Source organism: Actinomadura sp. 3N407, from assembly GCF_052245875.1.
Lineage (GTDB): Bacteria > Actinomycetota > Actinomycetes > Streptosporangiales > Streptosporangiaceae > Spirillospora.
In genome coordinates this window covers 711,853-737,288 of sequence record NZ_JBQQBP010000001.1, presented here as the reverse complement: position 1 = coordinate 737,288, position 25,436 = coordinate 711,853, and the positions used below count along the sequence as shown (strand labels likewise).

General features: G+C 71.4%; 22 protein-coding genes and 4 pseudogenes. 9 read left to right on the top strand and 17 right to left on the bottom strand.

Features of this window, described 5'->3' with window-relative positions:
- Positions 1–33: 33 nt before the first annotated feature.
- The 9 genes from ACTWPP_RS03490 to ACTWPP_RS03450 form a co-directional block, all read right to left on the bottom strand.
- Positions 34–1,419 carry a hypothetical protein gene (locus ACTWPP_RS03490; RefSeq protein ID WP_443102574.1) on the bottom strand — a complete coding sequence of 462 codons (1,386 nt, stop codon included), beginning with the start codon at positions 1,417–1,419 and terminating at the stop codon, positions 34–36.
- 141 nt (positions 1,420–1,560) lie between these two features.
- Positions 1,561–2,154, bottom strand: a complete 594-nt coding sequence (locus ACTWPP_RS03485) for a hypothetical protein (RefSeq protein ID WP_443102573.1) — start codon at positions 2,152–2,154, stop codon at positions 1,561–1,563.
- Positions 2,155–2,238: 84 nt separating this feature from the next.
- The gene (locus tag ACTWPP_RS03480; RefSeq protein ID WP_443102572.1) at positions 2,239–3,051 is read right to left on the bottom strand and encodes an SDR family oxidoreductase; all 813 of its coding nucleotides are present in this window, start codon (positions 3,049–3,051) and stop codon (positions 2,239–2,241) included.
- Between the two features lie 187 nt (positions 3,052–3,238).
- On the bottom strand, positions 3,239–4,042 hold the full coding sequence (locus ACTWPP_RS03475) for a class I SAM-dependent methyltransferase (RefSeq protein WP_443102571.1): 804 nt from the start codon (positions 4,040–4,042) through the stop codon (positions 3,239–3,241).
- A 9-nt stretch (positions 4,043–4,051) separates the two neighbouring features.
- The gene (locus ACTWPP_RS03470) at positions 4,052–4,732 is read right to left on the bottom strand and encodes an alpha/beta fold hydrolase (protein WP_443102570.1); all 681 of its coding nucleotides are present in this window, start codon (positions 4,730–4,732) and stop codon (positions 4,052–4,054) included.
- 1,060 nt (positions 4,733–5,792) lie between these two features.
- Positions 5,793–6,164 carry a hypothetical protein gene (locus tag ACTWPP_RS03465; RefSeq protein ID WP_443102569.1) on the bottom strand — a complete coding sequence of 124 codons (372 nt, stop codon included), beginning with the start codon at positions 6,162–6,164 and terminating at the stop codon, positions 5,793–5,795.
- A 7-nt stretch (positions 6,165–6,171) separates the two neighbouring features.
- Entirely contained in the window at positions 6,172–7,593 is a 1,422-nt protein-coding gene (locus ACTWPP_RS03460) for an ATP-binding protein (RefSeq protein ID WP_443102568.1), read from the bottom strand.
- 63 nt (positions 7,594–7,656) lie between these two features.
- On the bottom strand, positions 7,657–8,268 hold the full coding sequence (locus ACTWPP_RS03455; protein WP_443102567.1) for a PaaI family thioesterase: 612 nt from the start codon (positions 8,266–8,268) through the stop codon (positions 7,657–7,659).
- Positions 8,265–10,793: an acyl-CoA dehydrogenase family protein gene (locus ACTWPP_RS03450; RefSeq protein WP_443102566.1), complete on the bottom strand. Its 2,529-nt coding sequence runs from the start codon at positions 10,791–10,793 to the stop codon at positions 8,265–8,267. The genes ACTWPP_RS03455 and ACTWPP_RS03450 overlap by 4 nt, the downstream gene beginning before the upstream one ends.
- A 274-nt stretch (positions 10,794–11,067) precedes the next feature.
- Between ACTWPP_RS03450 and ACTWPP_RS03445 the strand changes: the two genes are divergently transcribed.
- Complete coding sequence (locus tag ACTWPP_RS03445) at positions 11,068–11,988, top strand: 3-oxoacyl-ACP reductase (RefSeq protein WP_443102565.1); 921 nt, start codon at positions 11,068–11,070, stop codon at positions 11,986–11,988.
- 48 nt (positions 11,989–12,036) lie between these two features.
- Here ACTWPP_RS03445 and ACTWPP_RS03440 read toward each other — a convergent pair whose 3' ends face one another.
- Genes ACTWPP_RS03440 through ACTWPP_RS03430 form a run of 3 tightly spaced genes read right to left on the bottom strand, consistent with a single transcriptional unit; the run spans position 12,037 to position 14,238 of the window.
- Entirely contained in the window at positions 12,037–12,813 is a 777-nt protein-coding gene (locus ACTWPP_RS03440) for an SDR family oxidoreductase (protein ID WP_443102564.1), read from the bottom strand.
- Positions 12,814–12,825: 12 nt separating this feature from the next.
- Positions 12,826–13,575: an SDR family NAD(P)-dependent oxidoreductase gene (locus ACTWPP_RS03435; RefSeq protein WP_443102563.1), complete on the bottom strand. Its 750-nt coding sequence runs from the start codon at positions 13,573–13,575 to the stop codon at positions 12,826–12,828.
- Positions 13,576–13,623: 48 nt separating this feature from the next.
- Positions 13,624–14,238 (bottom strand): TetR family transcriptional regulator, encoded by a 615-nt coding sequence (locus tag ACTWPP_RS03430; RefSeq protein ID WP_443102562.1) that lies wholly within the window; start codon positions 14,236–14,238, stop codon positions 13,624–13,626.
- A gap of 160 nt (positions 14,239–14,398) precedes the next feature.
- Here ACTWPP_RS03430 and ACTWPP_RS03425 point away from each other — a divergent pair, with 160 nt between their 5' ends.
- Both ACTWPP_RS03425 and ACTWPP_RS03420 read left to right on the top strand, forming a co-directional pair.
- Positions 14,399–15,916, top strand: a complete 1,518-nt coding sequence (locus ACTWPP_RS03425; RefSeq protein ID WP_443102561.1) for an FAD-binding protein — start codon at positions 14,399–14,401, stop codon at positions 15,914–15,916.
- Positions 15,913–17,109, top strand: coding sequence for an alpha/beta hydrolase family protein (locus ACTWPP_RS03420; protein WP_443102560.1), 1,197 nt, complete (start codon positions 15,913–15,915; stop codon positions 17,107–17,109). The genes ACTWPP_RS03425 and ACTWPP_RS03420 overlap by 4 nt, the downstream gene beginning before the upstream one ends.
- A gap of 78 nt (positions 17,110–17,187) precedes the next feature.
- On the opposite strand, the gene hsaA is transcribed toward ACTWPP_RS03420, so the two are convergent.
- A complete protein-coding gene (gene hsaA, locus ACTWPP_RS03415; protein WP_443102559.1) occupies positions 17,188–18,354 on the bottom strand; it encodes a 3-hydroxy-9,10-secoandrosta-1,3,5(10)-triene-9,17-dione monooxygenase oxygenase subunit in 1,167 nt (388 codons plus the stop codon).
- Between the two features lie 145 nt (positions 18,355–18,499).
- Between hsaA and ACTWPP_RS03410 the strand changes: the two genes are divergently transcribed.
- From ACTWPP_RS03410 to ACTWPP_RS03390, 5 genes and pseudogenes are all read left to right on the top strand, one after another.
- Positions 18,500–19,666 (top strand): Rieske 2Fe-2S domain-containing protein, encoded by a 1,167-nt coding sequence (locus ACTWPP_RS03410; protein WP_443102558.1) that lies wholly within the window; start codon positions 18,500–18,502, stop codon positions 19,664–19,666.
- On the top strand, positions 19,663–19,899 hold the full coding sequence (locus tag ACTWPP_RS03405) for a ferredoxin (protein WP_443102557.1): 237 nt from the start codon (positions 19,663–19,665) through the stop codon (positions 19,897–19,899). Before ACTWPP_RS03410 ends, ACTWPP_RS03405 begins: the two co-directional genes overlap by 4 nt.
- A 63-nt stretch (positions 19,900–19,962) precedes the next feature.
- A pseudogene (locus ACTWPP_RS03400) lies at positions 19,963–20,268 on the top strand (SDR family NAD(P)-dependent oxidoreductase); the annotation flags it as partial.
- Entirely contained in the window at positions 20,265–21,053 is a 789-nt protein-coding gene (locus tag ACTWPP_RS03395) for an SDR family NAD(P)-dependent oxidoreductase (protein WP_443102556.1), read from the top strand. The pseudogene ACTWPP_RS03400 and the gene ACTWPP_RS03395, both read left to right, overlap by 4 nt.
- Before the next feature lie 72 nt (positions 21,054–21,125).
- Positions 21,126–22,055, top strand: a complete 930-nt coding sequence (locus ACTWPP_RS03390; protein ID WP_443102555.1) for an NADP-dependent oxidoreductase — start codon at positions 21,126–21,128, stop codon at positions 22,053–22,055.
- Here ACTWPP_RS03390 and ACTWPP_RS03385 read toward each other — a convergent pair.
- Entirely contained in the window at positions 22,052–22,501 is a 450-nt protein-coding gene (locus ACTWPP_RS03385; RefSeq protein ID WP_443102712.1) for a LysR substrate-binding domain-containing protein, read from the bottom strand. The genes ACTWPP_RS03390 and ACTWPP_RS03385 overlap by 4 nt on opposite strands.
- A gap of 227 nt (positions 22,502–22,728) precedes the next feature.
- Positions 22,729–22,899: pseudogene (locus ACTWPP_RS03380) on the bottom strand (LysR family transcriptional regulator); the annotation flags it as partial.
- A 117-nt stretch (positions 22,900–23,016) separates the two neighbouring features.
- Between ACTWPP_RS03380 and ACTWPP_RS03375 the strand changes: the two are divergent.
- Positions 23,017–23,610: pseudogene (locus ACTWPP_RS03375) on the top strand (MBL fold metallo-hydrolase); the annotation flags it as partial.
- Between the two features lie 456 nt (positions 23,611–24,066).
- Here ACTWPP_RS03375 and ACTWPP_RS03370 read toward each other — a convergent pair.
- Positions 24,067–24,396, bottom strand: a pseudogene (locus tag ACTWPP_RS03370) (protein kinase domain-containing protein); the annotation flags it as partial.
- Positions 24,397–24,834: 438 nt separating this feature from the next.
- On the bottom strand, positions 24,835–25,254 hold the full coding sequence (locus tag ACTWPP_RS03365) for a phosphotransferase family protein (RefSeq protein WP_443102711.1): 420 nt from the start codon (positions 25,252–25,254) through the stop codon (positions 24,835–24,837).
- Positions 25,255–25,436 lie beyond the last annotated feature (182 nt).

Sequence of the window (25,436 nt, the reverse complement as noted above, 5' to 3'; positions counted from 1 at the left end):
CCCTGCAGCGGCGGCCGGGCGGCGCCCGGCCATTCACCTGAGGCAGTCGGTGCGGCGGCGCAGGCCCTGGCCGTCCAGCGTGTACGCGTCGGTCAGGGTCATGGTGGTCGTGGTGTTCTCGGCCTTGGCGCCGATGCCGAACACGGCCTGGATGCCGAACTCGGCGCCCTCCTTCTCCGACGTCCCCTCGTATGCCCGCAGGTCGAGAGTGCCCTGGTCGCCGAGCCGGGTGAGCAGCTCGTCCGGGTTCCCGGGGTTCTTGAGGAAGCTCTCGAACGCCGCCCGGTTCCGCGGGTCGGTGAGATCGAGCCCGAGGTCGACCTGGAGCATCCCCCGCGGGTCCTCGGTGTGGGTCACCCCGACGCTCACCGCCGCCGCGTCGATGAGGCCGCCGAGCCGTCCCATCCTGTCGGTCGGCGCGTAGTCCGTCACACCGCCGAGGTCCCCGTTCAGGCCGTTGACCTGGCCCTGGAACGCCATCTGGCCGCCGATCTTCAGGCTCTTCGGGCGGCCCCCCGCGTCGGTGGTGACCGAAAGGCTGACCTGCCCGTCGACCTGGCCGTGCGCCTCGCCCGCCACGATGATGCCGAGCTGCCCGAGCGCCTTCGCGTCGACCTGGAACGTCGTCGTGGTCTCGCCCGCGTCGCCGTTGTACTCCACGACCGACGAGGAGCCGATTCCCAGCTCGGCCGCGGTGCTCGCCCCGAACAGCGAACCGGCGATCTTGACTGTCCCCTCGTGGCCGACCTTGGTGTACTGCGACTGGATCATTCCCGCCCGGAAGGCGGACAGCGAACTCTGCATGGCCAGCATCTGCTCCCGCGTCACCTCACCCGTGAAGACCTTGCGCTCAAGGTCTTGGAGGGCCCGGCGGTAGGCGATGTAGCTGTCCCGGTCCTCACCCGTGGGGAAGTAGAGGATGTCGCCCTGCTCGGTGATCTCGCCGCTGCTCAGCTGGACGGACCCGCCGGCGCCCTTCGGCAGGTCGAACGAGAAACCGACCGACGTGCCCGAGCCGTGCACCGTGCCCTCCTTCAGCATCGCCCCGCCGTCGGAGAAGATCTGCACCGTGTGCGTCTCGCCCTCGGTCGTGGTGTCGATGCCCAGCAGGGTCTGGCGGATGCTGTTGCGCTCCACGGTCGACACCGCGCAGGGCGCCTGAGCCGCGGGCTCCCGCTGGTCATCGCCCTGCTCCGAACCGTCGCCGTCCCCGCCGTCCCCGCCCTGCCCGCCGTCCCCGCACTCGCCGCCGAACAGGTCGCAGACGGCGTTCTTGATACCGGGCTCGGCCACACCGGGGACGGCGGTGAACAGGATCCCGACCACCATCGCGGCGACGGCGACGAGCGCACCGTATTCGAGCGCCCCGGCGCCCCGGTCGTTCCGCCGACCGCTCGCGGACCCTGCCCGCCGCACCATGCCAAACCCCGTTCGGCCGCCCCCGGCACAACGCCCCACCGGGGCGCGAGATCACGGTTTAGATGGCCACCGTTCACATCCGGTTCCCGCGCGGGCCGCGCTGTCGCCCGCACCGCGTTCCCGGCCGCAGATCGGAACGGATCAGCGGTAGCGGTAAACGGCCCCGTCGATCTCCTCGGGGGTCACGATCCGGCCCACACCCCACAGCGACCGGGTCCCGGGAATCAGCGCCAGATCCCTGATGCGCGCGGTACGGCCTCCCGCGTCGATCGCCGCCGTTCGCCAGGTGCCGTCCGCCGCCCGGTGCGTCAACGGCGTGTCCTCGGGCGTCGGACCGTACGGATCGTCCGAACCCGCGATCCACAGCCCGCCGCGCCCGTCGGAGGCGAGCCTTTCCGGCAGCCACCTGCCCGGGACGTCTTCGCCCCGCCACGTCCTGCCGTCCCAATGGGCCAGGACGGGCCGCTCCTCGCTGTGGTCCGCCCCATCCGACCGGTAGACGCTCCCGGTCACCCACACGTCCCGGCGGGACGTCGCGAGGACGTCGCGCAGGTGCACGCACTGGTACGGGCCGCCCTCGTCGGGCTGCGGGACGTCGGGCGGCAACGCGTCGCCGGTGGGGACCGCGCGCCGCGATCTGCCGTCGTAGTGCGCGACAGTGCGGTCGCCGCAGCCGGTCGACCGGTCGCTGCCCACGGCCCAGATGTCGCGTGCGGAGACGGCGCTGCCGGACACGGCGTTTACCGGAGCCCGCCCCCGGATCAAGCGGACGCCCGCCGCCCGGTGCCCGCAACCGGGGCTCGACGGGCGTGCGGGGCCTCAGCCGTTGCCGGGCGACGGGCTGTGGGCCGGGGCTCGCGTCTTCCCCGCCTGCCCGAGCCGCTCGTCCAGGAAGTCCTCCCAGGTGCGGGTGCCGTGGTCGGCGCCGTCCAGGGTCAGGTTGTCGCCGGCGCGGTAGGCGCGGCCGGCCTTCCCCGGTATGCGGACGGGCACCATCGGGCGGCGCTTGCCGCGCGCCCTGAGGTATCCGCGGACCAGCTCGCCCATCCCGTAGACCTTCGGGCCGGCGAGGTCGGGCACCCGCCCGGACGGCTCACCGAGCGCCAGGTCGGCGATCCGTGCGGCGACGTCGCGCGCGTCGACCGGCTGGAACCGCAGACCGCCCGGGTTCGGGACGACCGGGAGCTTCGCCATGTTCTGCACGGCCTTCATGACGAGGTCGTGGAACTGGGCGGCACGCTGGATCGTCCACGGCACGCCCGAGTCGATCACGGCCTGCTCCGCGTCCAGCTGGGTCTTGAGCCAGGACAGCGGGACCCGGTCGGCGCCGATGACCGAGATGAACACCAGGTGCTTGACGTCCGCCTGCGACACGGCCCGCATCAGGTTCCGGGTGGCCTCGTCGTCGCCCTTGGCGCTGCCCGCGAGGTGGACGACGATCTCGGCTCCACCGATCGCCGCCTCGATCCCCTCGTTCTTGAGCAGGTCACCGGTCACGTACTCGATGCCGTCCCCCGCCTCACGGCTGCGCCGGCTGAGCACCCGCACGTCGCGTCCGGCCTCGCGCAGAAGCGGGACGACGTTCCGCCCGAGCGTGCCCGTACCACCGGTGACCAGGATGGGTGACATCATGACTCCTCCAAACGCGCGCGGCCCGAAGCCGGATGAGCTTGTTCGTGCATTCACCCCTGACGACTGACCGGCCGTCCGAAACGTGACATCGCCCCCGGGCAGCGTCCGAAATCCGGTGCAACCCGATGGGCACGGTCGCGGCTTCAGGCGCCGGCGGCCTTCGGGTTGATCATCCGGCTGAGCGCGGTCATGTTCCCGCCCGGTGGCGACGAGCGGCGACGATCCAGGCGCGGGAGTCGAACCAGACACCGTCGTCGTTCAGGTGCGCGGCGAGCACCTCGCGCAGCCGCTCGCCCGCCCGGGTCGCGGCGGCGGGATCCAACTGCTTCAGCAGCTCACGGGTGGACATGAAACCGCGGACCCAGTCGAGGGCGGCGGCCACGTCCGGCCCGTAGTAGACCGGTTCGTGGACGTCGGTGAAGGCGACGTCGGCGAACCCCGCGGCCCGCAGGATCTCCCGCACGGCCGGCGGGTCGGCGAGCGAGAACGGATCCGGTCCCCCGGAAGCACCGGCCACCGGCCCTCCGATGGATTGGCGGATGGCGACGTCCCATTCGTTGCGCTCGCCCGCCTGCCAGACCATCATCACCAGGCGCCCGGCGGGGCGCAGCGCCCGCCCGATGTTGGCGAACGCGGCCACGGGGTCGCCGAAGAACATCGTGCCGAACCGGCTGATCGCCAGGTCGAAGCGCTCCTGTGGAAAGCGGTGGACTTGTGCGTCGGCGTGCTCGAAGGCCACGTTGCGGAGTCCGTCCGCCCGCGCCAGGTCGCGGGCGCGCTCGATCGCGGGCGCCGAGACGTCCACCCCGAACGCACTGCCCGCCCGCGCCGTCCGCGCGGCCTGCCGGGTCGTCTGCCCGGTCCCGCAGCCGATGTCGAGGACGTGGTCGTGCGGCTGGAAGCCGACCGCCCGGCGCAGTACCTCGTTGTGCCGCCGCAGTTCAGCGTCGTAGCTCGTGCCGGGCGTGTGTTCGTCCGCAGTCTGTCGCATCGCAGTCCTTCACGACGGCCCGGGGCCGGGCAGTCCTTGCTCGGCGGCGTACGCCTCAAGGCGGTCCGCCAGCTCCTGCGGGCGGCTCAGCGCGGGGGTGTGCCCTCCGTCGATCTCATCGGGGGTGACGCCCAGGCGCTCCCGGGCGACGCGGTGAAGGAAACCAGGGGGGAACAGGCGGTCGTCGCGACCGATCAGGACCCGTGTGGGGACGCCGGGCCAGGTCTTGAGCGGCGACGGTTCCCCCATCCGGGCCACAGACTGGTCGCGCCCCCGATCCAGCGCCTCGGCGGCCAGCTCCGGCGGAACGTCCTGGTAGAACAGGGCGACCGTATCGTCGTAGCGGCCTCGCACCTCGTCGCCATATCTCGTATGGGCCCAGTAGTCGGCGGGCGCCTCGCCCGGCGCGGGGATCATGGGCGCGACCAGGACGAGCAGTTGCACCGCCATCCGGTCGCAGACGAGCGGGGCGACGAAGCCGCCGAACGATTGCGCCACGACGATCAGATCGGTCCGGTCGCCGATCGCACCGACCACGGTGTCGGCGTACTCGGGCAGGCCCGCCGAGTCGTCGTCGCAGGGGAGATCCGGCGCGATGACGTCATGACCTCGTGCACGCAGCCCGGCCTCCACCAGATGCCAGTACCAGCCGACGTCGCCCGCGCCGTGGATCAAGACGAATGTGGCCACACCCAGCCCCTTCCGCTGCTCAGATCCCGGCCGAGACGCCGCCTGCCGCCCGGCTCCGGGTGAAATCGACGTGCAGCCCGCCCTTCCGGTCTCGTGGAGAGGTTAGGCGACGGCGCCGACATTCTCGGCGGCGCCGGGCGGGCGGTCTCCCCGAAGGCGCGCTCACCCCTCGGAAGTCCGGATCGACCAGTCCGCGCCTGCGCCGCGTGTTCGAGATCTCAGGCGCCCGGCCGCCGACCCTTTGGGACTTCAGCAGATCGGCGGCGGTCCTGACGTCGCGTTCCCGTTCCGGGGCCGGAAAGAACGCGACCCCGGCGGCGAGTGGGGCGCCGACCGGGGTCTGTTCTGGTCATGGGCCGGTGTGCGGGTCGCCTCTCGGCGAGATGCGCGACGCGGCTCCGGCCGTACGGTATTCCGCGAAGGCGAAAGGTGAGGCCCGGGGACACCGGACACACCGACCACATGATGTAACCACCTGACCCCGGTCCTTGTTCCCGCCTGTTGTCTCACGCCCGTCCGCACCTTCGGCGGCCGGCGCGACGAGGGCCTCTCGGCACGTGAGACCGGCCCTCGCACCGCGTGAGCGAGTCACATGGCTTGAGCCCGACCCAGGAGCGCTGCCGCAACGAGCATCGTCGATGCGACATAGGTCGCTGACGGATGTCTTTGATACCATGACGCCCATTATTGAAAGGGTGCGGCCGTGCGGCCTTCAACCGTATTTGCGTGTCTAATACTATGTTTGGCCGGCAATGCCTGCTCGGCGAGTCCGCCCTCCGGATCTTCATCACCGGCAGTGCCACCGACCGGCACCGCGCGGAAGGCGAGCTCTTCGGAGATACCGTGCGAAAACGTGATCAATTCCTTGGACAGTCCGTCAAAGGGGCACACCATTATACTGGGTGCGGCACTACCCTCCGCGGATGCGGGAGGCCTGCAACTTGCGGCCCGCCCATCGGAAATGCCGGACGGGTCCACCCGCTACTTCGCCAAAAACGGGCTTGAGGTCCAGCGCGGAGCGTCACTGGAGATCAGCGTGCCCGACGAGGTACGCGGTGAGCTATGGATCGGGTGGGGAGGAAACCCCAGCCATCCGGCACAGCGCATCAGCTTCAATGGGTGCGATGGAGAAAAGGAATGGATGGCCTTCGCCGGTGGCTATTGGGTGGCGAGGCCGGGCTGCTTTCCTCTCGAAGTCACCGATGACGGGACTGTCAAGAGGATCGAAATCGCGATCGAAACCGAGTGCTGAACGTCCCGGCGGCACCCTCACCGCGCACTTCGCGCTGCGCGTCCAGGCCGGCATGACACACGTCAACGACACGACCGTGCCCGACGACGTCCACATCGCCTTCGGCGAAGAAAGAACTCCGGCCTCGGACGCCTTGCCGCCCCGGACGCCGACGTCGGTGGCGAGCTGCGACAGTTCCACGCACTCCTCAGGAGCGCCAGGACGCGACGACGTCTCGCGGTGTCCACACCAGGTCGACCGGGTCCGTGGCCTCGATGCCGGAGAGGGAGACCACCGCCAGACCGGTCATTGCGGGGTCCAGGCCGGGGACCTGGGCTGCGGAGCGGCGGAGTTCGGCCAGGTCGTGGGAACTGAAAGGGCTGTTGAGCCATTTGATCGAGCCGGCGAAGTAGATGCGGTTCGCGACGGGGGCTCGGTCGGCGCCGATGAGGTCGATCTCGGGGTTGAACTGGCGGTTCCACCATCCGCCCACCCTCTCGACGTCGGGCCAGGGCAGTTCCGATCGTTCTAGGGCTTGGCGGATCAGGGGTTCGACGGCCCGGCCACGCCAGGACGTCCAGCGGCGCTGGACGAGGCGGAAACCTGCTTCGGGACGGCCCCGGCGGGCCTGTTCGTGTGCCGCTCGGAGAGCGGTCAGGTAGAGGCGCAGGTTGCTGTCGGCGATTCGGTAGAGGGCGGGTTTTCCCGGTCTGGTGGAAAGGGGTTCATCGACCGCGAGGACGTTCTTTTCGGTGGTGAGGCGGCGCAGGAGCGGTGAGAGGGTTCCCGAGGGCAGGACTCCTTCTCGGCTGCCGGCGGTTGCGGCGATGTTGGCGTGGGTCCGGTCGCCGGCGCCGACGGCCTCCAGGACCCGGCGGGAGATGTCGGGGTTGGGGAATTCGGCCAGCAGGGACGCTTCCGGGACACTGAAAAGCGCCGCCGCCGGGTCGGCGCATTCCGTTTCGATGAAGTCGAGGGCGGGTGTTCCGTGCGGCCAGGTGCGAATGATGCCGGGCAGGCCGCCCGAGACGAGGTGCGCGTCAATGGCGTCTGCCGCGTCCAGCCCGAGGGCCTCGCCCGTGTCCGCCGGGTTCAGCGGGCCGAGTACCAGGTTGTCGGCACGTCCATAGAACGGCCGGTCGTAGGCGGTGAGCCTTTCCATCATGTGCACATCGCTGCCCAGCAGCAGGAGAAGGACGGGCTTGGACGACAACAGCCGGTCCCATCCGGTTTGCAGTGCGCCGTCGAACAGGGGGTCCTGCTCGGCCAGCCATGGCAACTCGTCCAGGACGACGATGGACGGTCTGCCGGGGAGGGCCGAGGCCAGGATTCGGAGTGCGTCCGGCCAACTGCCGTTGTCCAGGAGCGGGACGAGTTCGGGGTCGGTCGGCAGGGCCGACTCTTTGAGGTCGCGCAGGAATGCGGCCACCGCCTCGATGGGTGAAGCGCCCTTGGTGGCCGTGGAGAAGACGTAGGGCACATCGGAGCGGTCGCAGAACTCCTGTACGAGCCGCGACTTGCCCACCTGGCGGCGGCCTCGGAGCGCGACGGCCGTCCCCGTGCCGGTGGTGGAGACCCGCTCCAGCCGCTTCGACAGCAGCGCCAGTTCGGTCTTCCTGCCGATGAACACAGTAGCTCCGAGCTATGTAGATTCAACCTACGTAGATTCAGTCTACATAGTTCGGAGGCTCTGTCAGCGGGGGCGGGGCGGGTGTTTGGCGATGAACAGGCCCTCGGCCGTCACGCAGGATTCGCCGCCGGCCCGGATCTCGCCTTCGGTGCGGATCTTGCGGCCGTCCACCGAGATCTGGCGGGCGGTGATCGTCAGCGGTTCGAAGAGCGGCGTCAGGCGGTGGTAGCGCAGCGTCAGTTCCGCCGTCATGCCCGACGTGCCCGCCCAGCCGTTCGCCACGCCCAGCGTGTGGTCGAGGAGCAGGGCGGACACGCCGCCGTGGACGCTGGACGGCGGGCCCTGGTAGGGCAGCCCGAGCGTCGTGGTCGCCTCGATGGTGTGGGAGTCGACGCCGACGTACTCCAGGGGCGGGGCGATCGGGTTCTCCGGGCCGGTCACCGGATCGTGGCGCGTGTTGCCGTCGCCGACCCACATGTTGACGAGGCGGTCGTTCCGTGACGGCGCCGCCTCCTCCAAGTCGTCGGCGACGGCGTTGAGCCGGTCGGCGATGTCTGACATGTCGACATCCGTCATGTCGCCCGTCCGGACGAGGGCGTCGATGACGCGGCGGGCCGCGGCGGAGGCCGCGTCCACGCCGCACTTCCGGGCATCGGCCTGCAGGTCGAGCGTCATGACGCCGCCGGGTCGCGGGGCAGGCCGAGGAGCCGCTCGCCGATGATGTTGAGCTGGACGTCCGTGGTGCCGCCCGCGATCGACATGTTCCGGGAGTTCAGGAACATCCACATCGGGTCCCCCCTCCCGCCCTTGCCCTCGCCGGTCAGCGCGTCCGGTCCGGTCCAGTCGACGGCGGTCTCCCACACCTGCTGCATGTGCTCGACTCCGATCAGCTTGCCGATGCTGGACTCGGCGCCCGGCTGCCCGCCCGCGAGGGAGCGCAGCGTGGTGCGCAGGCCGAACAGGCTGCTGGACTGGGCGTCGCAGAGGATCCCGCCGAGGGTGGTGAGCCGCTCGTCGTCCGCGCCTTCGGCGGCCAGTTCGAGAAGGGCCTCGCCGCCGCTGCCCAGGGACGAGTCGTTGGAAAGCGACACCCGCTCGTTCGCGAGGGTCGTGCGGGCGAGTTTCCAGCCGTCACCCGGGGCGGCGACAAGGAGGTCGTCCGGGATGAACACGCCGTCCAGGAACACCTCATTGAACAGGGTGTCGCCGGTCAGCTCGCGCAGCGGGCGGATGTCGATGCCGGGCGATTTCATGTCGAGCAGGAAGTACGACAGTCCCTTGTGCTTCGGGACGGACGGGTCGGTGCGCGCCAGCAGGATGCCCCAGTCGGCCTCCCGGGCCATGGACGTCCACACCTTCTGGCCGGTGATCTTCCAGCCGCCCTCGACCTTCTCCGCGCGGGTGCCGAGGGCGGCGAGGTCGGAGCCGGCGCCGGGCTCGGAGAACAGCTGGCACCAGCGGATGTCGCCGCGCAGCGACCCGGGCAGGAACCGCTCGTGCTGGGCGGGCGAGCCGTGCGCGATCAGCGTCGGCACCACCCAGTTGCCGATGACCATGTCGTGGGCGCGGAGGCCGGCGGCGCGCATCTCCTCGGCGATGACGAGCTGGGCGACCGCGTCGGCGCCCCTGCCCCACGGGACGGGCAGGTGCGGGGACGTGTAACCCCGGTCGGCGAGATAGGCGAGGCGCTCCTTGCCGTCCAGGTCCTTGGCGGGCTCCAGCTCGGCACGGACCTCGCCGCGAATCCGCTCGGCCTCGGGCGGCAGCTCGACACCGAGCTCGCGGCGGACGCCGTCCAGGGTGAGGCTCGCGACGCGGCGGCGCCAGCTCGCGGTGGAACCGAGCAGGACGCGAAGGGTTTGGGCGCGCCGCAGATAGAGGCTCGCGTCGTGTTCCCAGGTGAAGCCGATACCGCCGAGCGTCTGGATGCAGTCCTTGGCGGCCTGGAACGCGGCCTGCACGCTGGTGGCCCCGGCGACGGCCGCGGCGAGCGACGCCTCCCGGGGGTCGCCTTCCTGCGCGCGGGCGGCGTCCCAGGCGCAGGCGCGGGCCTGCTCGGCGTGCGCGAGCATCCGGGCGCAGCGGTGCTTGACGCCCTGGAACTGGCCGATCGGGCGGCCGAACTGCTCGCGGACCTTGGCGTACTCGGCGGCGGTGGACGTCGCCCAGTCGGCCAGGCCGGACGCCTCGGCGGCGAACAGCACCGCCGCGAGATCACGGACGGCCTGTGAGTCCAGGTTCAGGACTGAACGGGCGGGGACGGTTGTGTTCTCGGACTCGATCCTGGCCAGGCGGCGGGTCAGGTCGTGGCCGGGCAGTTCGTGCACCTTGACGGCGTCCCGGGGCAGGACGATCCAGGCCGTCCCGTCGCCGTCCCTCGCGGGCAGCACCAGAACGTCCGCCGGCGAGGCGCCCATGGCAGGGCCGGACGTGCCGGTCAGCGTGACCTCGTCGCCGGAGCGCGACAGCGTCAGCCCGCCCGCGTCCAGGCCGACCGCGCCGGCCTTCGTGCCATCGGCCAGGAGGGGCAGGTGGTCGCCGTGCCCCGCCCGGTGCAGCACGGCACTCGCCAGGACGGTCGGCAGGAACGGCCCCGGGGCGATGGCGCGTCCCAGTTCCTCCACGACGACGGCCAGTTCGACCAGGCCGTAGCCCGCACCGCCCGCGTTCTCGGGAAGGTGCAGGCCGAGCAGCCCCTGCGCGGCGAGGTCGTCCCAGAAGGCCGGGACCTGCTCCCGTCCGGCGTCCACGGCGGCGCGGACCACCGCCTGCGTCACCTGCCGGGACGTGAACGCGCGCACGGCGTCGCGCAGGTCGCGGTGCTCCTCCGTCAGTCCGATGGTCATGTGCTCCTCAGATCCGTTCGATGATGTGGCCGTGGAGTGCGCCCCGCCCGCGCACATCGTGACGAGCGCGGTTGACCCGTCCGACCGCTCCAGCTCGTTGACGGCCTGGCACGCCGTCCGGTGGGGCAGGTCCGCGTACAGCCACGCGTTGCGGGTCACGTTGCTGGACTGCTCCCCCGCCTGCGTGACACACCCGCCGACGACCTGCCCGACCGTGTCCGGCGCGAGGCCGGAGCGTTCCAGCAGACCCCGCTGCGTCAGGCCGAGCAACGGGACCGGGTGCAGGCCCGACAGCGCGCCATAACGCTTGCCGACCGGTGTCCGGACGGCATCGACGATGACGGCCTCAGCCATGAGATCTCCCTCGAACAACGAACGGACCGGGCGACCGGGTCAGGCACCGACCCGGCAACGCGCTCTCGCCCACCGGCGCCCCCGGGCGCGACCTTGCGCCATGGGAGCGACACTAGAATTCGTTCTGATTTGCAGGCAAGGGCGGTCTCACTCAGCGGTCTGAGCCGTTCAGGGCGGGCGCACGGACCCGCTCAGCGGGACGGCGCCGGAGACGAAACTAGAATACGTACTAGCCTCCGGCATGCCATCTGAACACCGACCCGGAGGCTCTCCGATGAACGCTGACCTCTCCCTGGCGGGCCGCACCGCCGTCGTCACCGGCGCGGGCGCCGGGCTGGGCCGTGCCGAGGCGCTCGCACTGGCCGCGCAGGGCGCGGGCGTCGTCGTCAACGACATGGGACCGGCCGCCGGCGACGTCGTCGCCGAGATCGAGAAGGCGGGCGGCCGGGCCGTCGCGGTGACCGGGGACGTCGGCGACTGGTCGATGGGCGACACGCTGGTGTCGGCCGCCGTCGACACGTTCGGCTCGCTGGACATCGTCGTCAACAACGCCGGCGTGCTGCGCGACAAGATGCTGTTCAACCTGTCCGAGTCGGACTGGGACGACGTCATCCGCGTCCACCTGAAGGGGCACGCGGCCGTGTCCCGCGCCGCCGCCGTGCACTGGCGCGCCGCGAGCAAGGCCGCCGGCGGCCCGGTCTACGGCCGGGTGATCAACACCGCGTCGGAGGCGTTCCTGTTCGGGTCGGCGGGCCAGCCGAACTACTCGGCGGCGAAGGCCGGCATCGTGGCGCTCACGCTGTCGACCTCCGCGGGCCTCGGCCGGTACGGGGTGCGCGCCAACGCGATCTGCCCCCGCGCCCGGACGGCGATGACCGAGGCGACGTTCGCCGAGGGCACCGCCCCGGGCGGGCTCGACGTCATGGCGCCCGAGCGGGTCGGGTCGTTCGTCGGCTACCTGGCGTCCCCCGCGTCCGAGAACATCACCGGGCAGGTGTTCGTCGTCTACGGCGACATGGTGGCGCTGATGGCCGCGCCGACCGTGGAGCAGAAGTTCACCGCGGCCGGCGGCGTGTTCTCCGTCGAGGAACTCGGCGAGCAGATCACCCCCTACTTCGAGGGACGCGACCCGCACCGGACCTACGCCGCCCACGGCGTCGCCGCGCTCGACGACACCGGCACCAGCAAGAGGTGACCCCTCCGGTCGGCGGCCGCCCCGGCACGAGGGCGGCCACCGGTTCCCTCAGAACAGTTCGGGGCCGCGGAGGGTCGCCTCGGCGCCGCCGTCCACGTAGATGACCTGGCCGGTCATATGGGTGTTCGCCGGGGCGATCAGCCAGCGCAGGGCCTCGGCGATCACCTCGGGGCCGGCGTAGCCGTTCAGCGGCATCGGGACGGCCTCGTTCATGACCTTGAACATGGCCTCGTCCTCGAACAGCGGCGTCGTCATCGGCGTGCGGACGACGCCCGGCGCGATCGCGTTCAGCGCGATGCCCGCACCCGCCCACTCGGGGGTGACGCAGACGCGGCGCAGCCATTGCGCGAGAGCCGACTTCGAGGACGGGTACAGCCGTCCCCCGGCGCCGCTCTCCTCCACCTTCGCCGCCGCCGCGAGCGCCGCGTCCTCGTCGCCGTCGAGGCAGGCGCGCACGACCGCGTCGTCCACCGGGTGCGTCCCGGAGATGGAGCCGACCACGGCGGCGCGCGGCGCCCCGGCACGGGCCAGGGCCGGGCGCAGGCCGTCCAGCAGGGCGACGGCGCCGAAGAAGTTGACCTTGACGGGGAGGACGGTGAAGTCGGAGACGCCGGCGCAGGCGACGACGCCGTCGAGGGTCCCGCCGCAGAGTTCCAGCGTTCCGGCGACCGCCCGCGCCCTGCCTTCGGGGCCGCTGAGGTCGGCGCGGACGTCGGCGTCGCGCAAGTCGATCCCGATGACCGTGTCGCCCTGGTCGCGCAGGAGCCCGGCCAGGGCCTCGCCGATGCCGGACGCCGTTCCGCTGACGGCGATGGTGCGGGCCATGTGCGGTCCCTTCTAGAGGTGTGAGCCGCCGTCGACGCGGAGGTCGGCGCCGGTGAAGTAGGCCGCGTCGGACGAGGCGGCGAACGCGATCGCGGACGCGATCTGCTCCGGGTCGGCGGCGCCGAAATACGAGCGGATCTTGGAGAAGTAGCCGAGGTCGAGACCGGCGGGGAACATGTCCGGGTTCCTGATCAGCGGGGTGTCGACGGCCCCCGGGGAGATCGGCACGACGCGGATGCGGCGGGCGGCCAGTTCCGCGGCGAGGCTCAGCGAGAACGCCAGCACGGCCCCCTTGGACGCCGAGTACGCGGTCATGAACGGGTTGCCCTGCGTCGCCGACAGCGACGCCGTGTTGACGATCACGCCGGAGCCGTCCGGGAGGTGCTTGAGCGACTCGCGGCAGAACAGCGCGGTTCCGACGAGGTTGACGGAGAACAGCCGGTTCAGGTCGTCGACCGTCAGCGTCTCGATCGGGGTGGTCTTGTGGACGCCCGCCACGTTGACGAGGACGTCGATGCCGCCGAGCGTGTCCGCCGCGTCCGCCACGGCGGCGACCACGGCGGGCTCGTCGGTGACGTCGGCCGTGCGGGTGGTGATCGTGCCGGGGCCGGTGGCCGCGGCGGCGGTCTCGGCCAGGCCCTTCTCCGAGAGGTCCACCGCGTGGACCGCGGCCCCCTCGGCGGCGAGGCGGATCGCGGTGGCCCGTCCGATGCCCGACGCCGCCCCGGTGAGCAGCACTTTCACGCCGTCATAGCGATTCATGGCGGCACGCTAGCCGCGTCCCGCAACCGCCCGCCCGGACGATCCCGATCACCGGGAGGCGTTCGAGCGGGGCGCCAGCAGCAGGCGGCAGGCCAGCCGGATGTCGCTCTCCACGTCCGCCATGGACGCGCGGCCGTTCAGGCTCGACTGGAGCACCCCGTACCAGCACTGCATCAGCAGCCGGACGAGGGTGACGTCCTGCGCGGTCGGGTTCTCGATGCCCACGGCGCGGAGCAGGATGTCCCGGAACGTGTTGTCGATGTGGACGGTGTCGGCGACGGTCGCGACGTGCGCGGTGTTCGACGCGTGCAGCATCGACGTCGACAGGACGGGCTGCGCCATCAGGTGCCGGCTGGCCTGCACCAGCAGCCCGGCGACCGCGTCCTCGGGGGTGGTGCCGGGCGACGGCTCGGTGACCTGGTCGCGGAGCCGGTCGACCTGCGCCGCCATCACCCCGGTGAACAGGTGGACCTTCGACGGGAAGTACCGGTACAGGGTGCCGATCGCGACCCCGGCCGCCTTCGCCACCTCGTGCATCTGCACGCGTTCGAGGGGCTTCTCCGCGCCGATGCGGGACGCGGCCCGCAGGATGCGCTGCCGCCGGTCGTGCTGCTCGGGAGAGCTCGGCTCGGCGGACAGCCTGCCCGCTGCGATCCTCGCCACGGTCCTCCCCCCCGGGTCCATTCCTGCTGCTGACAGGGAACAATATCCGGACTCCCGGCCGTCCCCGCGATCCGCGATACCGGTCAGTGGGACCGCGCCACCCGCCCCGGCTCCGCCCGCGTTTACGTTGTGCGCGCGCCGAGATCGGGAGGGGTGTCACGTGGGAAATGCCCGGTGGGACGACGAATACGACGTGGTGGTGGCCGGGTCGGGCGCCGGGGCGATGGCCGGTGCGCTGACGGCGGCGTCGGGCGGGCTGCGGACGGCCGTACTGGAGAAGACGAACCTGCTCGGCGGGACGTCCGCGTATTCGGGGTCGGCGATCTGGCTGCCGGGGACGCGGGTGCAGGAGCGCGCCGGGATCGGCGACTCGACCGAGTCGGCCCGCGCCTACCTGCGGGCGCTGATCGGCGACGGCGACGCCGCGCACCGGGAGGCGTTCCTGGAGACCGCGGCCGAGCTGGTCGAGTTCCTGGAACGGGACCCGGAGATCGAGTTCGAGTGGCGGGCGTTCCCCGACTACTTCGACGCGCCCGGACGCCTGGACATGGGGCGGTCGTTCGTCCCCCTCGACCTGCCCGCGGAGCGGCTCGGCGACCTGGCCGGGCTCGTCCGCCCGCCGGTCGACCGGGACCGGACGGGACGCGGGCACTCGTCCAAGCCGATGGCGCGGGGACGGGCGCTGATCGGCCGGCTGCTGCTGGCGGTCAACGCGACCGGCCACGGCACCGTCCGCACGAGGACGGCGCTGACCGACCTGATCGTCGAGGACGGCCGCGTCGCCGGCGTGCGCGCGGCGGCGCCGGGCGGCCCCGTCCGGCTGCGGGCCTCGCGCGGGGTGCTGCTGGCGGCCGGCGGGTTCGAGTCGTCGGCCGCGCTGCGGGACGAGCGGGGCGTGCCGGGCGACGCGGAATGGACGATGGCCCCCGACGGCGCGAACACCGGCGACGCCATCGAGGCGGCCGTGCGGATCGGCGCGTCCACCGGGCTGCTCGACCAGGCGTGGTTCTGCCCCGGCCTCCTGACCCCGGACGGACGGCCGGCGTTCACGCTCGGCTTCCGGGGCGGGCTCATCGTGGACGGGTCGGGACGCCGGTTCGCCAACGAGTCCCTCCCGTACGACCGGATGGGGCGGCGGATGGCCGATGCGCGGGGCCCCTTCCACCTGATCTTCGACGCGCGGTCCGGCGGGCTGCCGGCGATCTCCGTCCCGCCCGTGGTGCCGGACGACCAGCTCGCGTCGGGGGCGTGGGTCCGGGCGGACACGATCACCGAGCTGGCCGCGAAGACCGGCCTGCCGGCGGACGCGCTCACCGGGACGGTGGAACGCTTCAACGGCTTCGCCGAGAAGGGCGTGGACGAGGACTTCCACCGCGGCGAGGACCCCTACGACCGCTACTTCTCCGGCGGCCGGTCCTGCGTCGTCGCCGTCGACGAACCCCCCTACTTCGCGGCGAAGGTCGTCCTGAGCGACCTCGGGACGAAGGGCGGGCTGCGCACCGACCCGGACGGCCGCGTCCTGGACGGCTCGGACCGTCCCCTCCCCGGGCTCTACGCCGCGGGCAACACCAGTGCCTCGTTCACCGGCCCGGTCTATCCGGGGCCGGGCATTCCGATCGGGTCGGCGATGGCGTTCGCCTACCGCGCCGTCCAGGACATCAGGAGGAACCACCCATGAGACCTGCCAGAAGGCGCGCGGCGGGGCTCGCCGTCGCGGCCATCACCTGCGCTGGGACGGCCGGGATCGCCGCCGTCCCCGCGCGGGCCGGAGAGCACGGCGGTCCCGGCGTGCCGCCGGGCCGGCGCGGCACGCTGCTGGCCGGCGCCCCGCTGACGAACGCGGCGGCGCTGCCGAGCGCCGCCGTCAACCGGAAGATCACCTACACGTCGGAGGGCGTGGGCGGGAAGCCGATCACCGTGACCGGCACCGTGGCGGTCCCGGAGGGCGAGGCGCCGCGCGGCGGCTGGCCCGTGCTCAGCTGGGCGCACGGGACGACCGGCACCGCCGACAGGTGCGCGCCGTCCGCCGACACGGCCGGCGGCCACGCGCACGACTACCTGTCGATCACCGAGACGTACCTGGACAAGTGGGTGTCGCACGGCTTCGCGGTCGTCCAGACCGACTACGAGGGCCTCGGCACACCCGGCGGCCACCCGTACATGAACGGCGTCAGCGAGGCGAACACCGTCACCGACATCGTGCGCGCCGCCCGCAAGGCCGACCACCGCATCGGACGTGACTGGTTCGTCGCCGGCCACAGCCAGGGCGGCCAGGCGACGCTCTACACGGCGGCGGCGCGGCAGAGGCCCCGGGACGTCCGGCTGAAGGGCGCCGTGTCGATCGCGCCGGGCTCGAACATGAGCCAGACCGCCGCCTACGTCAGGAACCAGTACCCGGGCGCGGAGATCGCGCTGCCGTTCCTGTTCGTCCTGCTCAACGGCGCCTACGCGGCCGACCCGTCGCTCGCCCCGGAGAAGCTGCTGACCGAGGAGGCCGCGCCGCTGGCCGAGGCGGGACGCACGGACGCGTGCCTCGCCCAGCTCAAGCAGCTCAGCGCGAACCTGCCGCTGAACAAGGTGTTCCGCCCCGACGCCGACCTCACGGCGTTCGAGACCTACTACAACGCGCAGGAGGCGCTCGGGCTGAACCTGAAGGTCCCGACGCTGGTCGTGCAAGGCACCGCCGACCGTGAGGTCGCCCCCGCCGCGACACGGAACATCGTGAACGACCTCTGCAAGCGCTACGGGAACATCGCCTACCGGACGTTCGACGGCGCCGACCACCGAGGCAGCATCCACGCCTCGTTCGAGACGTCCCTGAAGTTCGCCCAGAACCTCCGCGCCGGCGACACCCCACCGGCCACCTGCTGACCGGACCACCTTCACCTGCGGCGTGCCGCCCTTGCGCGGCCGCGCGAAACGGGCGCACGCCGCAGGTCAACGAGCGGGTCAGACGAGGTTGTCCTCGACCTTGAGGCCGAACTCGCCGCGGCCGTACATCGACAGGGCGTGCTCGACGTCGTTGGCGACGTGGACGCTGCCGGCGTGGGCGTCGCGCCAGGCGCGCTCGATGACGTTGCCGCGCTGAAGGGAGTTGCCGCCGGCGGTCTTGAACAGGATGTCGATCGCCTGGATGGCGCGTTCGGTGCCGCGGACCTGGTCGCGGCGGGCGCGCAACCGCAGCTCCATCGGGATCTTCTCGTTTCGGACCGCGTACTCGTGGATCTCCCGGACGTTCCGGTCGGTCTGCAGGATCGCGGCGTCGATCTCCGACGCGGCGCGGGCGACGGAGACCTGCGCGAACGGGTCCTCGACGAACCGCCCGCCGCCGAGGCTCAGCCGGATCCGGTCGCGCATCCTGTCCACGTAGTGGTCGTGGCAGCCCGCCGCCATCCCGATGACGCTGGCGGTGACCGTGGCGGTGAACACCGTCCCGAACGGCATCCGGTACAGCGGACCGGGGTTGACCTTGCGGCCCGGGTTGCGCAGCTGCGCCTGCTCGAAGTTGCGCATCGCGCGGTGCGCGGGCACGAACGCCCGTTCCACGACGATGTCGTCGCTGGCGGTGCCGCGCAGGCCCATCGAGTCCCACACCTCGCGGACTTCGTAGTCCTCCTTCGGGACGAGCACCGTCATGAAGTCGACGGGACGTCCCTCCGCGCCGACGACGAGCGCGCCGAGCAGCGCCCACGACGTGAACTCGACACCGGACGAGAACGACCAGCGTCCCGTCACCTCGTATCCGCCGTCGACCGGGGTGAGCCGCCCGATGGGGGCGTAGGAGGAGGCGACGAGCGTGTCCGGCCCGGCGTCCCACACCTCGCGCTGCGCCTCGTCCGCGAACAGCCCGAGATGCCAGGAGTGGACGCCGAGGATGGCGGCGACCCAGCCGGTGGAGCCGCAGACGCCCGAGATCGTCCGGATCGCCTCGTAGAACGCGACCGGGTCGTCCTCGGCGCCGCCGTAGCGGGTGGGCTGGAGCATCCGGAACACCCCCGCGGCGGTGAGCTCACGGACGGTCTCGGCGGGGATGCGTCCCTTCTCGTCCACGGACCTGGCCCGCTCGGCGATACCCGGCAGCAGCCCGCGCACGGTCTCCAGGACCTCGTTGCTCATCCCCGGCTCCTTCCCTTGTGCAGCCATTGAAGGACACCATGTCAGGGTGCCGTCGCGGTCGGGAACGTCCCGGCCAGCGGGACTCGCGGGCCGGGACGGTGACCTGCGACCTAACGTTCGAATCACCCGTCCACCCGCTGAAGGGATGATTTACGTGACCGCAACCGAGTCGGACGCCGTCCGCGCCATCGAGGCGGAGGCGATCTCCTCCCGTTTCGCCCGGGGATGGCACTGTCTCGGGCTGGCCGAGAAGTTCAAGGACGGCAAGCCCCACACGGTCAACGCGTTCGGGCAGAAGCTCGTCGTCTTCACCGGTGCGGACGGCAGGACGAACGTCCTGGACGGCTACTGCCGGCACATGGGCGGCGACCTGTCCCAGGGCACCGTCAAGGGCAACGAGATCGCCTGCCCGTTCCACGACTGGCGCTGGGGCGGCGACGGGCGCTGCAAGAAGATCCCGTATTCCCGGCGCGTCCCGCTGCGGGCCCGTACCGCCTCGTGGCCGACGATGGAGCAGGACAAGCTGCTGTTCGTCTGGAACGACCCGGAGGGGAGCAAGCCGCCCGCGGACGTGACGATCCCGGTGATCGAGGGCGCGACTCGCGACGACTGGACCGACTGGCGCTGGACGGAGACGGTGGTCAACACCAACTGCCGCGAGATCATCGACAACGTCGTCGACATGGCGCACTTCTTCTACATCCACAAGTCGTTCCCGACGTTCTTCAAGAACATCTTCGAGGGCCAGGTCGCCACGCAGATCATGAAGGGCGTGACCCGGGAGGACGCCCGGCAGGCGCGGGAGGGCAGCGGCGGCGGCGGGCCGCGGATGCTCGGCAACACCTCCGTCGCCTCCTACCACGGCCCCTCCTTCATGATCGACGAGCTGACCTACCACTACGACGGGTACGACCTGAACTCCGTCCTGATCAACTGCCACTACCCGATCGACGAGAACTCCTTCTCGCTGCACTCGGGCATCATCGTGCAGCACAGCGACGCGCTGCCGGCCGAGGCGGCCGAGGCGACCGCGCAGAAGCTGACCGACTTCATCCTGCTCGGTTTCGAGCAGGACATCGAGATCTGGCGGAACAAGGCCCGCATCGACAACCCGCTGCTGTGCGAGGAGGACGGGCCCGTCTACCAGCTGCGCCGCTGGTACGACCAGTTCTACGTCGACGTCGCCGACGTCAAGCCGGAGATGACCGACCGGTTCGAGTTCGAGATCGACACGACCCGTCCGGTCGAATCGTGGCAGAAGGAGGTCGAGGAGAACCTCGCGCGCCGGCAGGCCGAAGGGGCCTCGGCGTGACGACCCGGCAGGACGACCGCCTCCTCGACGGCCCGCTGCTGCCCGTCCGCTGCCGCCGCTGCGCCGCCGAGGTGCTGGTGCGCAAGTCGAGCTGGGAGCAGACGAGCATCCAGTGGAACGCCGAGGCCAGGGCCGCGTGCGTGGGCCTCCAGGACCCGCACGACACGTGCCCGGCGCTCCGCTCGGCGATCCAGGAGGCGGCACTGACCGGCTCCATCAAGGTGGTCGAGTGACGGAGGGGCGGCTCACGGGCCGGTCGCGGTCGTGACCGGCGCGGGCGACGGCAGGAGGCCCTCCGGACGCTGACCCGGACGGCCGCCCGCGAGTGGGCGCCGGCGGGCGTCGTGGTCAACGCGATCTGCCCCGGCGCGAAGAGCGCCGCGTTCCGGCGGATGGCGGCCGAGCATCCGGAGACCGAGGCCGCCGCCGACCACGCCAACCCGATGGGCCGCCTCGGCGACCCGGAGGCCGACATCGCACCCGTGGCGGTGTTCCTCGCGTCCGAGGACGCCCGCTACCTGACCGGAAACACCCTGTTCGCGGACGGCGGCTCGCACATCAACGGCGTCGCCTGGTCCCCGGACCTGGACGGAGAACAATGATCGACCAGTACGGCCCGTGGGCCGTCATCGCGGGCGGCTCCGAGGGCGTCGGCTCCGCCTTCGCGCACCGGCTCGCCGACGCGGGCCTGAACCTCGTGCTCATCGCCCGCAAGCCCGGCCCCCTGGCGGAGACCGCCGACGCCGTCCGGGCGAAGGGCGCGGAGGTGCGCGCCCTGGAACTCGACCTGGTCGCCCAGGACCCGCTCAAGGCGGTCCGCGAGGTCACCGACGACCTCGACGTCGGGCTGCTGGTCTTCAACGCGGGCGCGAACAGCTACGGCCACGAGTTCGTCTCCGGCGACCTGGACCGCTTCCAGAGCGCCATCGACCTCAACGTCACCGCCCAGCTCGCCCTCACGCACCACTTCGGCGCGCGGATGAAGACCCGCGGCCGCGGCGGCATCCTGCTCGTCGGCTCCCTCGCCGGCTACATGGGCCAGCCGCAGATCAGCATCTACTCCGCCGTCAAGGCGTTCGGCCGCGTCTTCGCCGAGGGCCTCTGGCTGGAGATGCGCGAGCACGGGGTGGACGTCCTGGAACTCGTCCTCGGCGTGACCCGCACCCCCGCGATGGAACGTGCCGGCCTCAACATGGACATCCCGGGCCTGAACGTCGCCGAACCCGACGACATCGCCCGCGAAGGCCTCGAACACCTCAAGGACGGCCCCGTCTGGGTCGCCGGCGGCAACTACGACATGGCGCAGAAGCGCGCGGGCTTCCCCCGCGACAGACTGGTCGCCGGAACCCACAAGGCGATGCAGCGCCTGCTCCCGAAGCCGTCATAGACCCGGACGTTTGACCTCAAGTTTAGTTGAGGTCCTAGTGTCCCTCTTGATCGACGATGAAGGGGGACCACCATGCGGGTTGCGGGATTCACCGAGCCGGGCGGGCCGGACGCACTGAGGCTCCTGGACGTGCCGGCCCCGGAGGCCGGCCACGGCGAGGTCCGGGTCCGGGTCCGGGCTGCCGGCGTGCAGCCTTATGACCTGGCCATCCGGGAGGGATGGTCGCCGCCGGGGACGCCCGGGGGCTTCCCGCGCGTCCCCGGCAACGAGTTCGCGGGCGTCGTGGACGAGGTCGGCGCGGGCGTCACCGGCGTGAAACCCGGCGACGAGGTGATCGGCAACTGCCGCCTCAACGCCTACGCCGAGTACGTCGCCGTCCCGGCCGAGGCCCTCGCGGCCAAGCCCGCGAGCATGCCGTGGGACGTGGCGGGCGGCTTCCCCGCCGCCGTGATGACACCGCACATCGCGCTTGAGGAGATGGCCGTGGGGCAGGGCGACACACTGCTCGTCCACGCGGCGGCGGGCGGGGTGGGGACGGTCGCCGTCCAGCTCGCCCGGATCGCCGGAGCCACGGTCATCGGCACGGCGAGCGAGGGCAACCACGACTACCTGCGCTCGCTCGGCGCGATCCCGGTCTCCTACGGCGACGGCCTGGAAGAACGCGTACGAGTTCTGGCACCGTCCGGTGTCGACGCGGCGCTCGACGGCGCCGGAGGCGACGCCCTGACCGTGTCGCTCAACCTCGTCAAGGACCGGGACCGCATCATCACCCTGGTCGAACACGGCCGCGCGGCGGAACTCGGCGTCCGGACGACACCCGACAAGCGCTCGGCGTCCCGCGTCGCCGAGGCCGCCCGCCTCTACGAGGAGGGCCGCCTCCGCGTCCACGTCCGGGCGGCATTCCCCCTCGAACGCGCCGCCGACGCCCACCGCGAGGTAGCGACCGGCCATGGCCGCGGCAAGGTCGTCCTGCTGACGGCGCCGCCGGACGCCGCGGGCTAGTACGCCGTCCCGGCGAGGCGGGCGAACGAGCGGACGAGCGGGTCGGCGTCGGCGCTGTTCCAGGCAACGATGAGGCGGCTGGGCGGCATGTCGGCCAAGGGGACGGCCGTGAGCCCCTCGGGCAGTTCGTGACCGAGGGGCGTCAGCCCGATCGTCCCGTTCCACAGGACGGCCTGGAGGCACTCGTGGGCGGTGCGGACGACGGGGCCGTCCTGGAAATCACCGGCGGGTGTCCAGTAGGCGCGCCAGATCGGATCGGTTCCGTCGGGCAGCCGGAACCATCGGCGGCCGCGGAGATCGCTCAACTGGAGGGTGTCGCGGCGGGCGAGCGGGTCGTCGGCGCGCAGCACCACCCCGACCGGGTCGGAGCGCAGCACGCGGATGCGGATCCCGGTGTCGTCGAACGGCGCACGGGTGAGAGCGACATCGACGAGGCCCGCCCGCAGCCCGGTGGTGGGTCGGTGAAGTCGGTTTCGCGGATTCGGACGTGGGCCCCCGGGTGAGTCCGCCGGAAGGCGGCGACGAGCCGGGTACCGCCCTGCTGGGCGCTGTCGGCGAGCGTGCCCACGGTCAGGGCCGAGGCGCCGGCCGCGGCGGCGACCCGGGTTCGTGCCTGCTCGGACTGCTCCAGCAGCGTTCGCGCCTCGTCGTAGAGGGCGGCCCCGGCGGCGGTGAGCGTGACTCCCGCGGACGAGCGCCGAAGCAGAACGGCGCCGAGATCCCTCTCCAGCCGCTTGACGGCCCGGCTCAGCGGCGGCTGGGTCATGTGCAGGCGGGTGGCGGCGCGGCCGAAGTGGCGTTCCTCGGCGACGGCCACGAAGTAGCGCAGCGAGCGTAGGTCCATCACCGGCGACGATACCCGCGGAGTATCGGGTGTGCGGACTCGGTGTTGGACGCCGCCGCCGGCCACGCGCTGGACTGGAACGAATCCGGCCCGCCCGTCTTGTGAGGAGTCGTTGCCATGGACGAATACCCGTACCCCGAGCCCGTCGTCCAGATCACGGAGGTGCAGGAGATCGCTCACGATCTGGTGGTCGTCCCGAACCGGCGGGTGCAGCTGGTGCCCAACATCGGCGTCATCGGCGGCACGCATTCGGTGCTGGTGGTCGAGACGGGATTGGGCACGGGGAACGCCGAAACCGTGCTCAAGTTCGCGGCGGACTACGCGGCCGGCCGCAAGTTGTACCTGACCACCACGCACTTCCACCCCGAGCATGCATTCGGCGCGCGAACGTTCGCCGAAGAGGCGACGTATCTGGTCAACAGGGCACAGGCGGAGGACCTGTCCACGAAGGGCGCCGGCTACCTCGGCATGTTCCGGGGGCTCGGCGAGCCGGTCGCCCGGCGGCTAGAGGGCGTCGAGGTGCCCGCCCCGGACGTCGTCTATGACGACTCCTACGACCTCGACCTGGGCGGACGGACGGTGCGGCTCCGGCCCACCGGCCGAGCGCACAGCAGGGGCGACCAGGTGATCACGGTCCCGGACGCCGGAGTGCTGTTCACCGGCGACCTGGTGGAGACCGGGCAGTTCGCGATCTTCCCGTGGTTCCCGCCGCACGACACCGACGTGTCCGGCATCCGGTGGATCTCGGTGATGGAACGGCTGGCCGCCGAACGCCCGCGAACTTCGGAACTGGACGTCGGTGATAGGGGCGACTGGGGGGCATCGGATGTCCGGGAGGTGGTCACCTGCGCGGCGGCACCCGATCCGACGGGCTCGTTCCCGCCGTCCGCGATGGCCCAGACGGCGAAGGCGACCAGCAGCACACCCGCCACCGCCGCCGCTCCCGCGGCCAGCGCGGACCCCGGACGTCCGGGCCAGGGAACCCGCGGCGGTTTTCCCAGCCTGTCCCGCAGCGATGGCAGCAGCACCTCGGTCTCCGCCACCCGAGTGGCGATCATCGTGGTGACCGGCTCCGGCAGCGGAGGCTCCCCGCCCTGGACGAGCACGGAAGTCGATGATGCGGGGCCCGTCCTGAGCGAGCAGCACGTTGCCGGGCTTGAGGTCACGGTGGACCACGTTGCGCTCGTGGATCGCCATCAGCCCTTCGGCCAGGCCCGCACCGAGTCCCGCCACCGACTCCTCGGAGAACGCCCCGTACTCGCCGACGGCCTCCTGCAACGACGGACCGGCGACGTACTCGGTCACGAGCCAGGGCGGATCGGCGCCGGTGTCGGCGTCCACCACCTGCACGGTGTGAATGCCCCCGACCCGCCGCGCCGCCGCGACCTCCTGCTCGAACCGCCGCAGGAACTGCGGATCTTCAGCGAGGTGCGGGTGGATCACCTTGACCGCGACCGGCCGTCCGCCCTTCGAGCGACCCGGGTAAACCCGGCCCATCCCGCCCGCCCCCAGCCGCGCCAGCAGCCGGTACTCACCGACCCGCTTCGCGTCGTCCGCCTGGAGCGGCTTCAGTTTCTCGCTGGACACCCGCACGCCCTCCCGCACCCGCCGATGATCACAACCAAACTTTCCACAACAACACGGCACACGTCCGCCGGACCCATCAGCCCCGCCCCCGTCGCAGCGCCCGAACGACAAGGAGCTCACGGACGGTCTCGGACACTTCCCTACGCGGGGGCAAGGTCGGGGATGACTTTCATCCTCGACCTGGCATGGAATTTGCAGTCAACCTTGTCGGCGGGCGACCCATTTGCTGGACGACGTCACCTTCCTACACAAACGCAGAAACCTCCTGGCCGTCCTCGCCCGGAGAGACCTCGGAGCAGCCTTGACGAACGTCCGCTGCGTCCAAGTAATGCGCAACCGCGCCTTCCGTCATTCTGTCCGGTAGGCGATCCAGGCTCGACCCGCTCGCGCCGCTCTGGCACGGAAGTCGCGTGTGGCCGCTGGCCCGTGCATGGCCTTGTATTCGCGGAACATCGTCCACAATGCGCCGAGGCCGGTGACGGCGTCGGCCGGGGCCGTTCTCCACCCGGGGTGCGCTGTGACGAGCGCTTCCGCTGCCGCAGGGCTCTGTCCTGCTTCGATCAGCCGGGGGACGAGCAGCGCGGCATCGATCCATGGCTGTCCCCGGCACGCGAACGACCAATCAATAACGTAAGTCTCCTGATTAGCGGTGAGGAGGTTCCCGCTGTGCAGGTCGTAATGCAGCAGCGTTTCCCCCTTCAGCGATTCCAGGGAGACCAGCCGACCGAACAGATCGTCGCTGATCAGCCTCTTGGGGTCGGTGACCATCGGAGTCGGATGCGCTGCCGTTACGGACATGGGCTGCTCCTCATCACCAGTTGACGTGCGGCGGCTGTCCCGCCACTCGGTCCCGGAAGCTCTTGACCAGGACACTAGAAAGCTGTCCACCGACCACGCCAGATGCTTGCGTGAACTTGCACACGATCTTCAGAGGCGGGCGATCGCGTCGG

What these genes read in the sequence shown, in the direction of transcription:
- ACTWPP_RS03490 (WP_443102574.1), bottom strand. Translation starts at nt 1,419, where the DNA reads ATGGTGCGGCGGGCAGGGTCCGCGAGCGGTCGGCGGAACGACCGGGGC.
- ACTWPP_RS03480 (WP_443102572.1), bottom strand. Translation starts at nt 3,051, where the DNA reads ATGATGTCACCCATCCTGGTCACCGGTGGTACGGGCACGCTCGGGCGG.
- ACTWPP_RS03475 (WP_443102571.1), bottom strand. Translation starts at nt 4,042, where the DNA reads ATGCGACAGACTGCGGACGAACACACGCCCGGCACGAGCTACGACGCT.
- ACTWPP_RS03455 (WP_443102567.1), bottom strand. Translation starts at nt 8,268, where the DNA reads ATGACGCTCGACCTGCAGGCCGATGCCCGGAAGTGCGGCGTGGACGCG.
- ACTWPP_RS03450 (WP_443102566.1), bottom strand. Translation starts at nt 10,793, where the DNA reads ATGGCTGAGGCCGTCATCGTCGATGCCGTCCGGACACCGGTCGGCAAG.
- ACTWPP_RS03445 (WP_443102565.1), top strand. Translation starts at nt 11,068, where the DNA reads ATGAACGCTGACCTCTCCCTGGCGGGCCGCACCGCCGTCGTCACCGGC.
- ACTWPP_RS03440 (WP_443102564.1), bottom strand. Translation starts at nt 12,813, where the DNA reads ATGGCCCGCACCATCGCCGTCAGCGGAACGGCGTCCGGCATCGGCGAG.
- ACTWPP_RS03435 (WP_443102563.1), bottom strand. Translation starts at nt 13,575, where the DNA reads ATGAATCGCTATGACGGCGTGAAAGTGCTGCTCACCGGGGCGGCGTCG.
- ACTWPP_RS03420 (WP_443102560.1), top strand. Translation starts at nt 15,913, where the DNA reads ATGAGACCTGCCAGAAGGCGCGCGGCGGGGCTCGCCGTCGCGGCCATC.
- hsaA (WP_443102559.1), bottom strand. Translation starts at nt 18,354, where the DNA reads ATGAGCAACGAGGTCCTGGAGACCGTGCGCGGGCTGCTGCCGGGTATC.
- ACTWPP_RS03410 (WP_443102558.1), top strand. Translation starts at nt 18,500, where the DNA reads ATGATTTACGTGACCGCAACCGAGTCGGACGCCGTCCGCGCCATCGAG.
- ACTWPP_RS03395 (WP_443102556.1), top strand. Translation starts at nt 20,265, where the DNA reads ATGATCGACCAGTACGGCCCGTGGGCCGTCATCGCGGGCGGCTCCGAG.
- ACTWPP_RS03390 (WP_443102555.1), top strand. Translation starts at nt 21,126, where the DNA reads ATGCGGGTTGCGGGATTCACCGAGCCGGGCGGGCCGGACGCACTGAGG.
- ACTWPP_RS03365 (WP_443102711.1), bottom strand. Translation starts at nt 25,254, where the DNA reads ATGGTCACCGACCCCAAGAGGCTGATCAGCGACGATCTGTTCGGTCGG.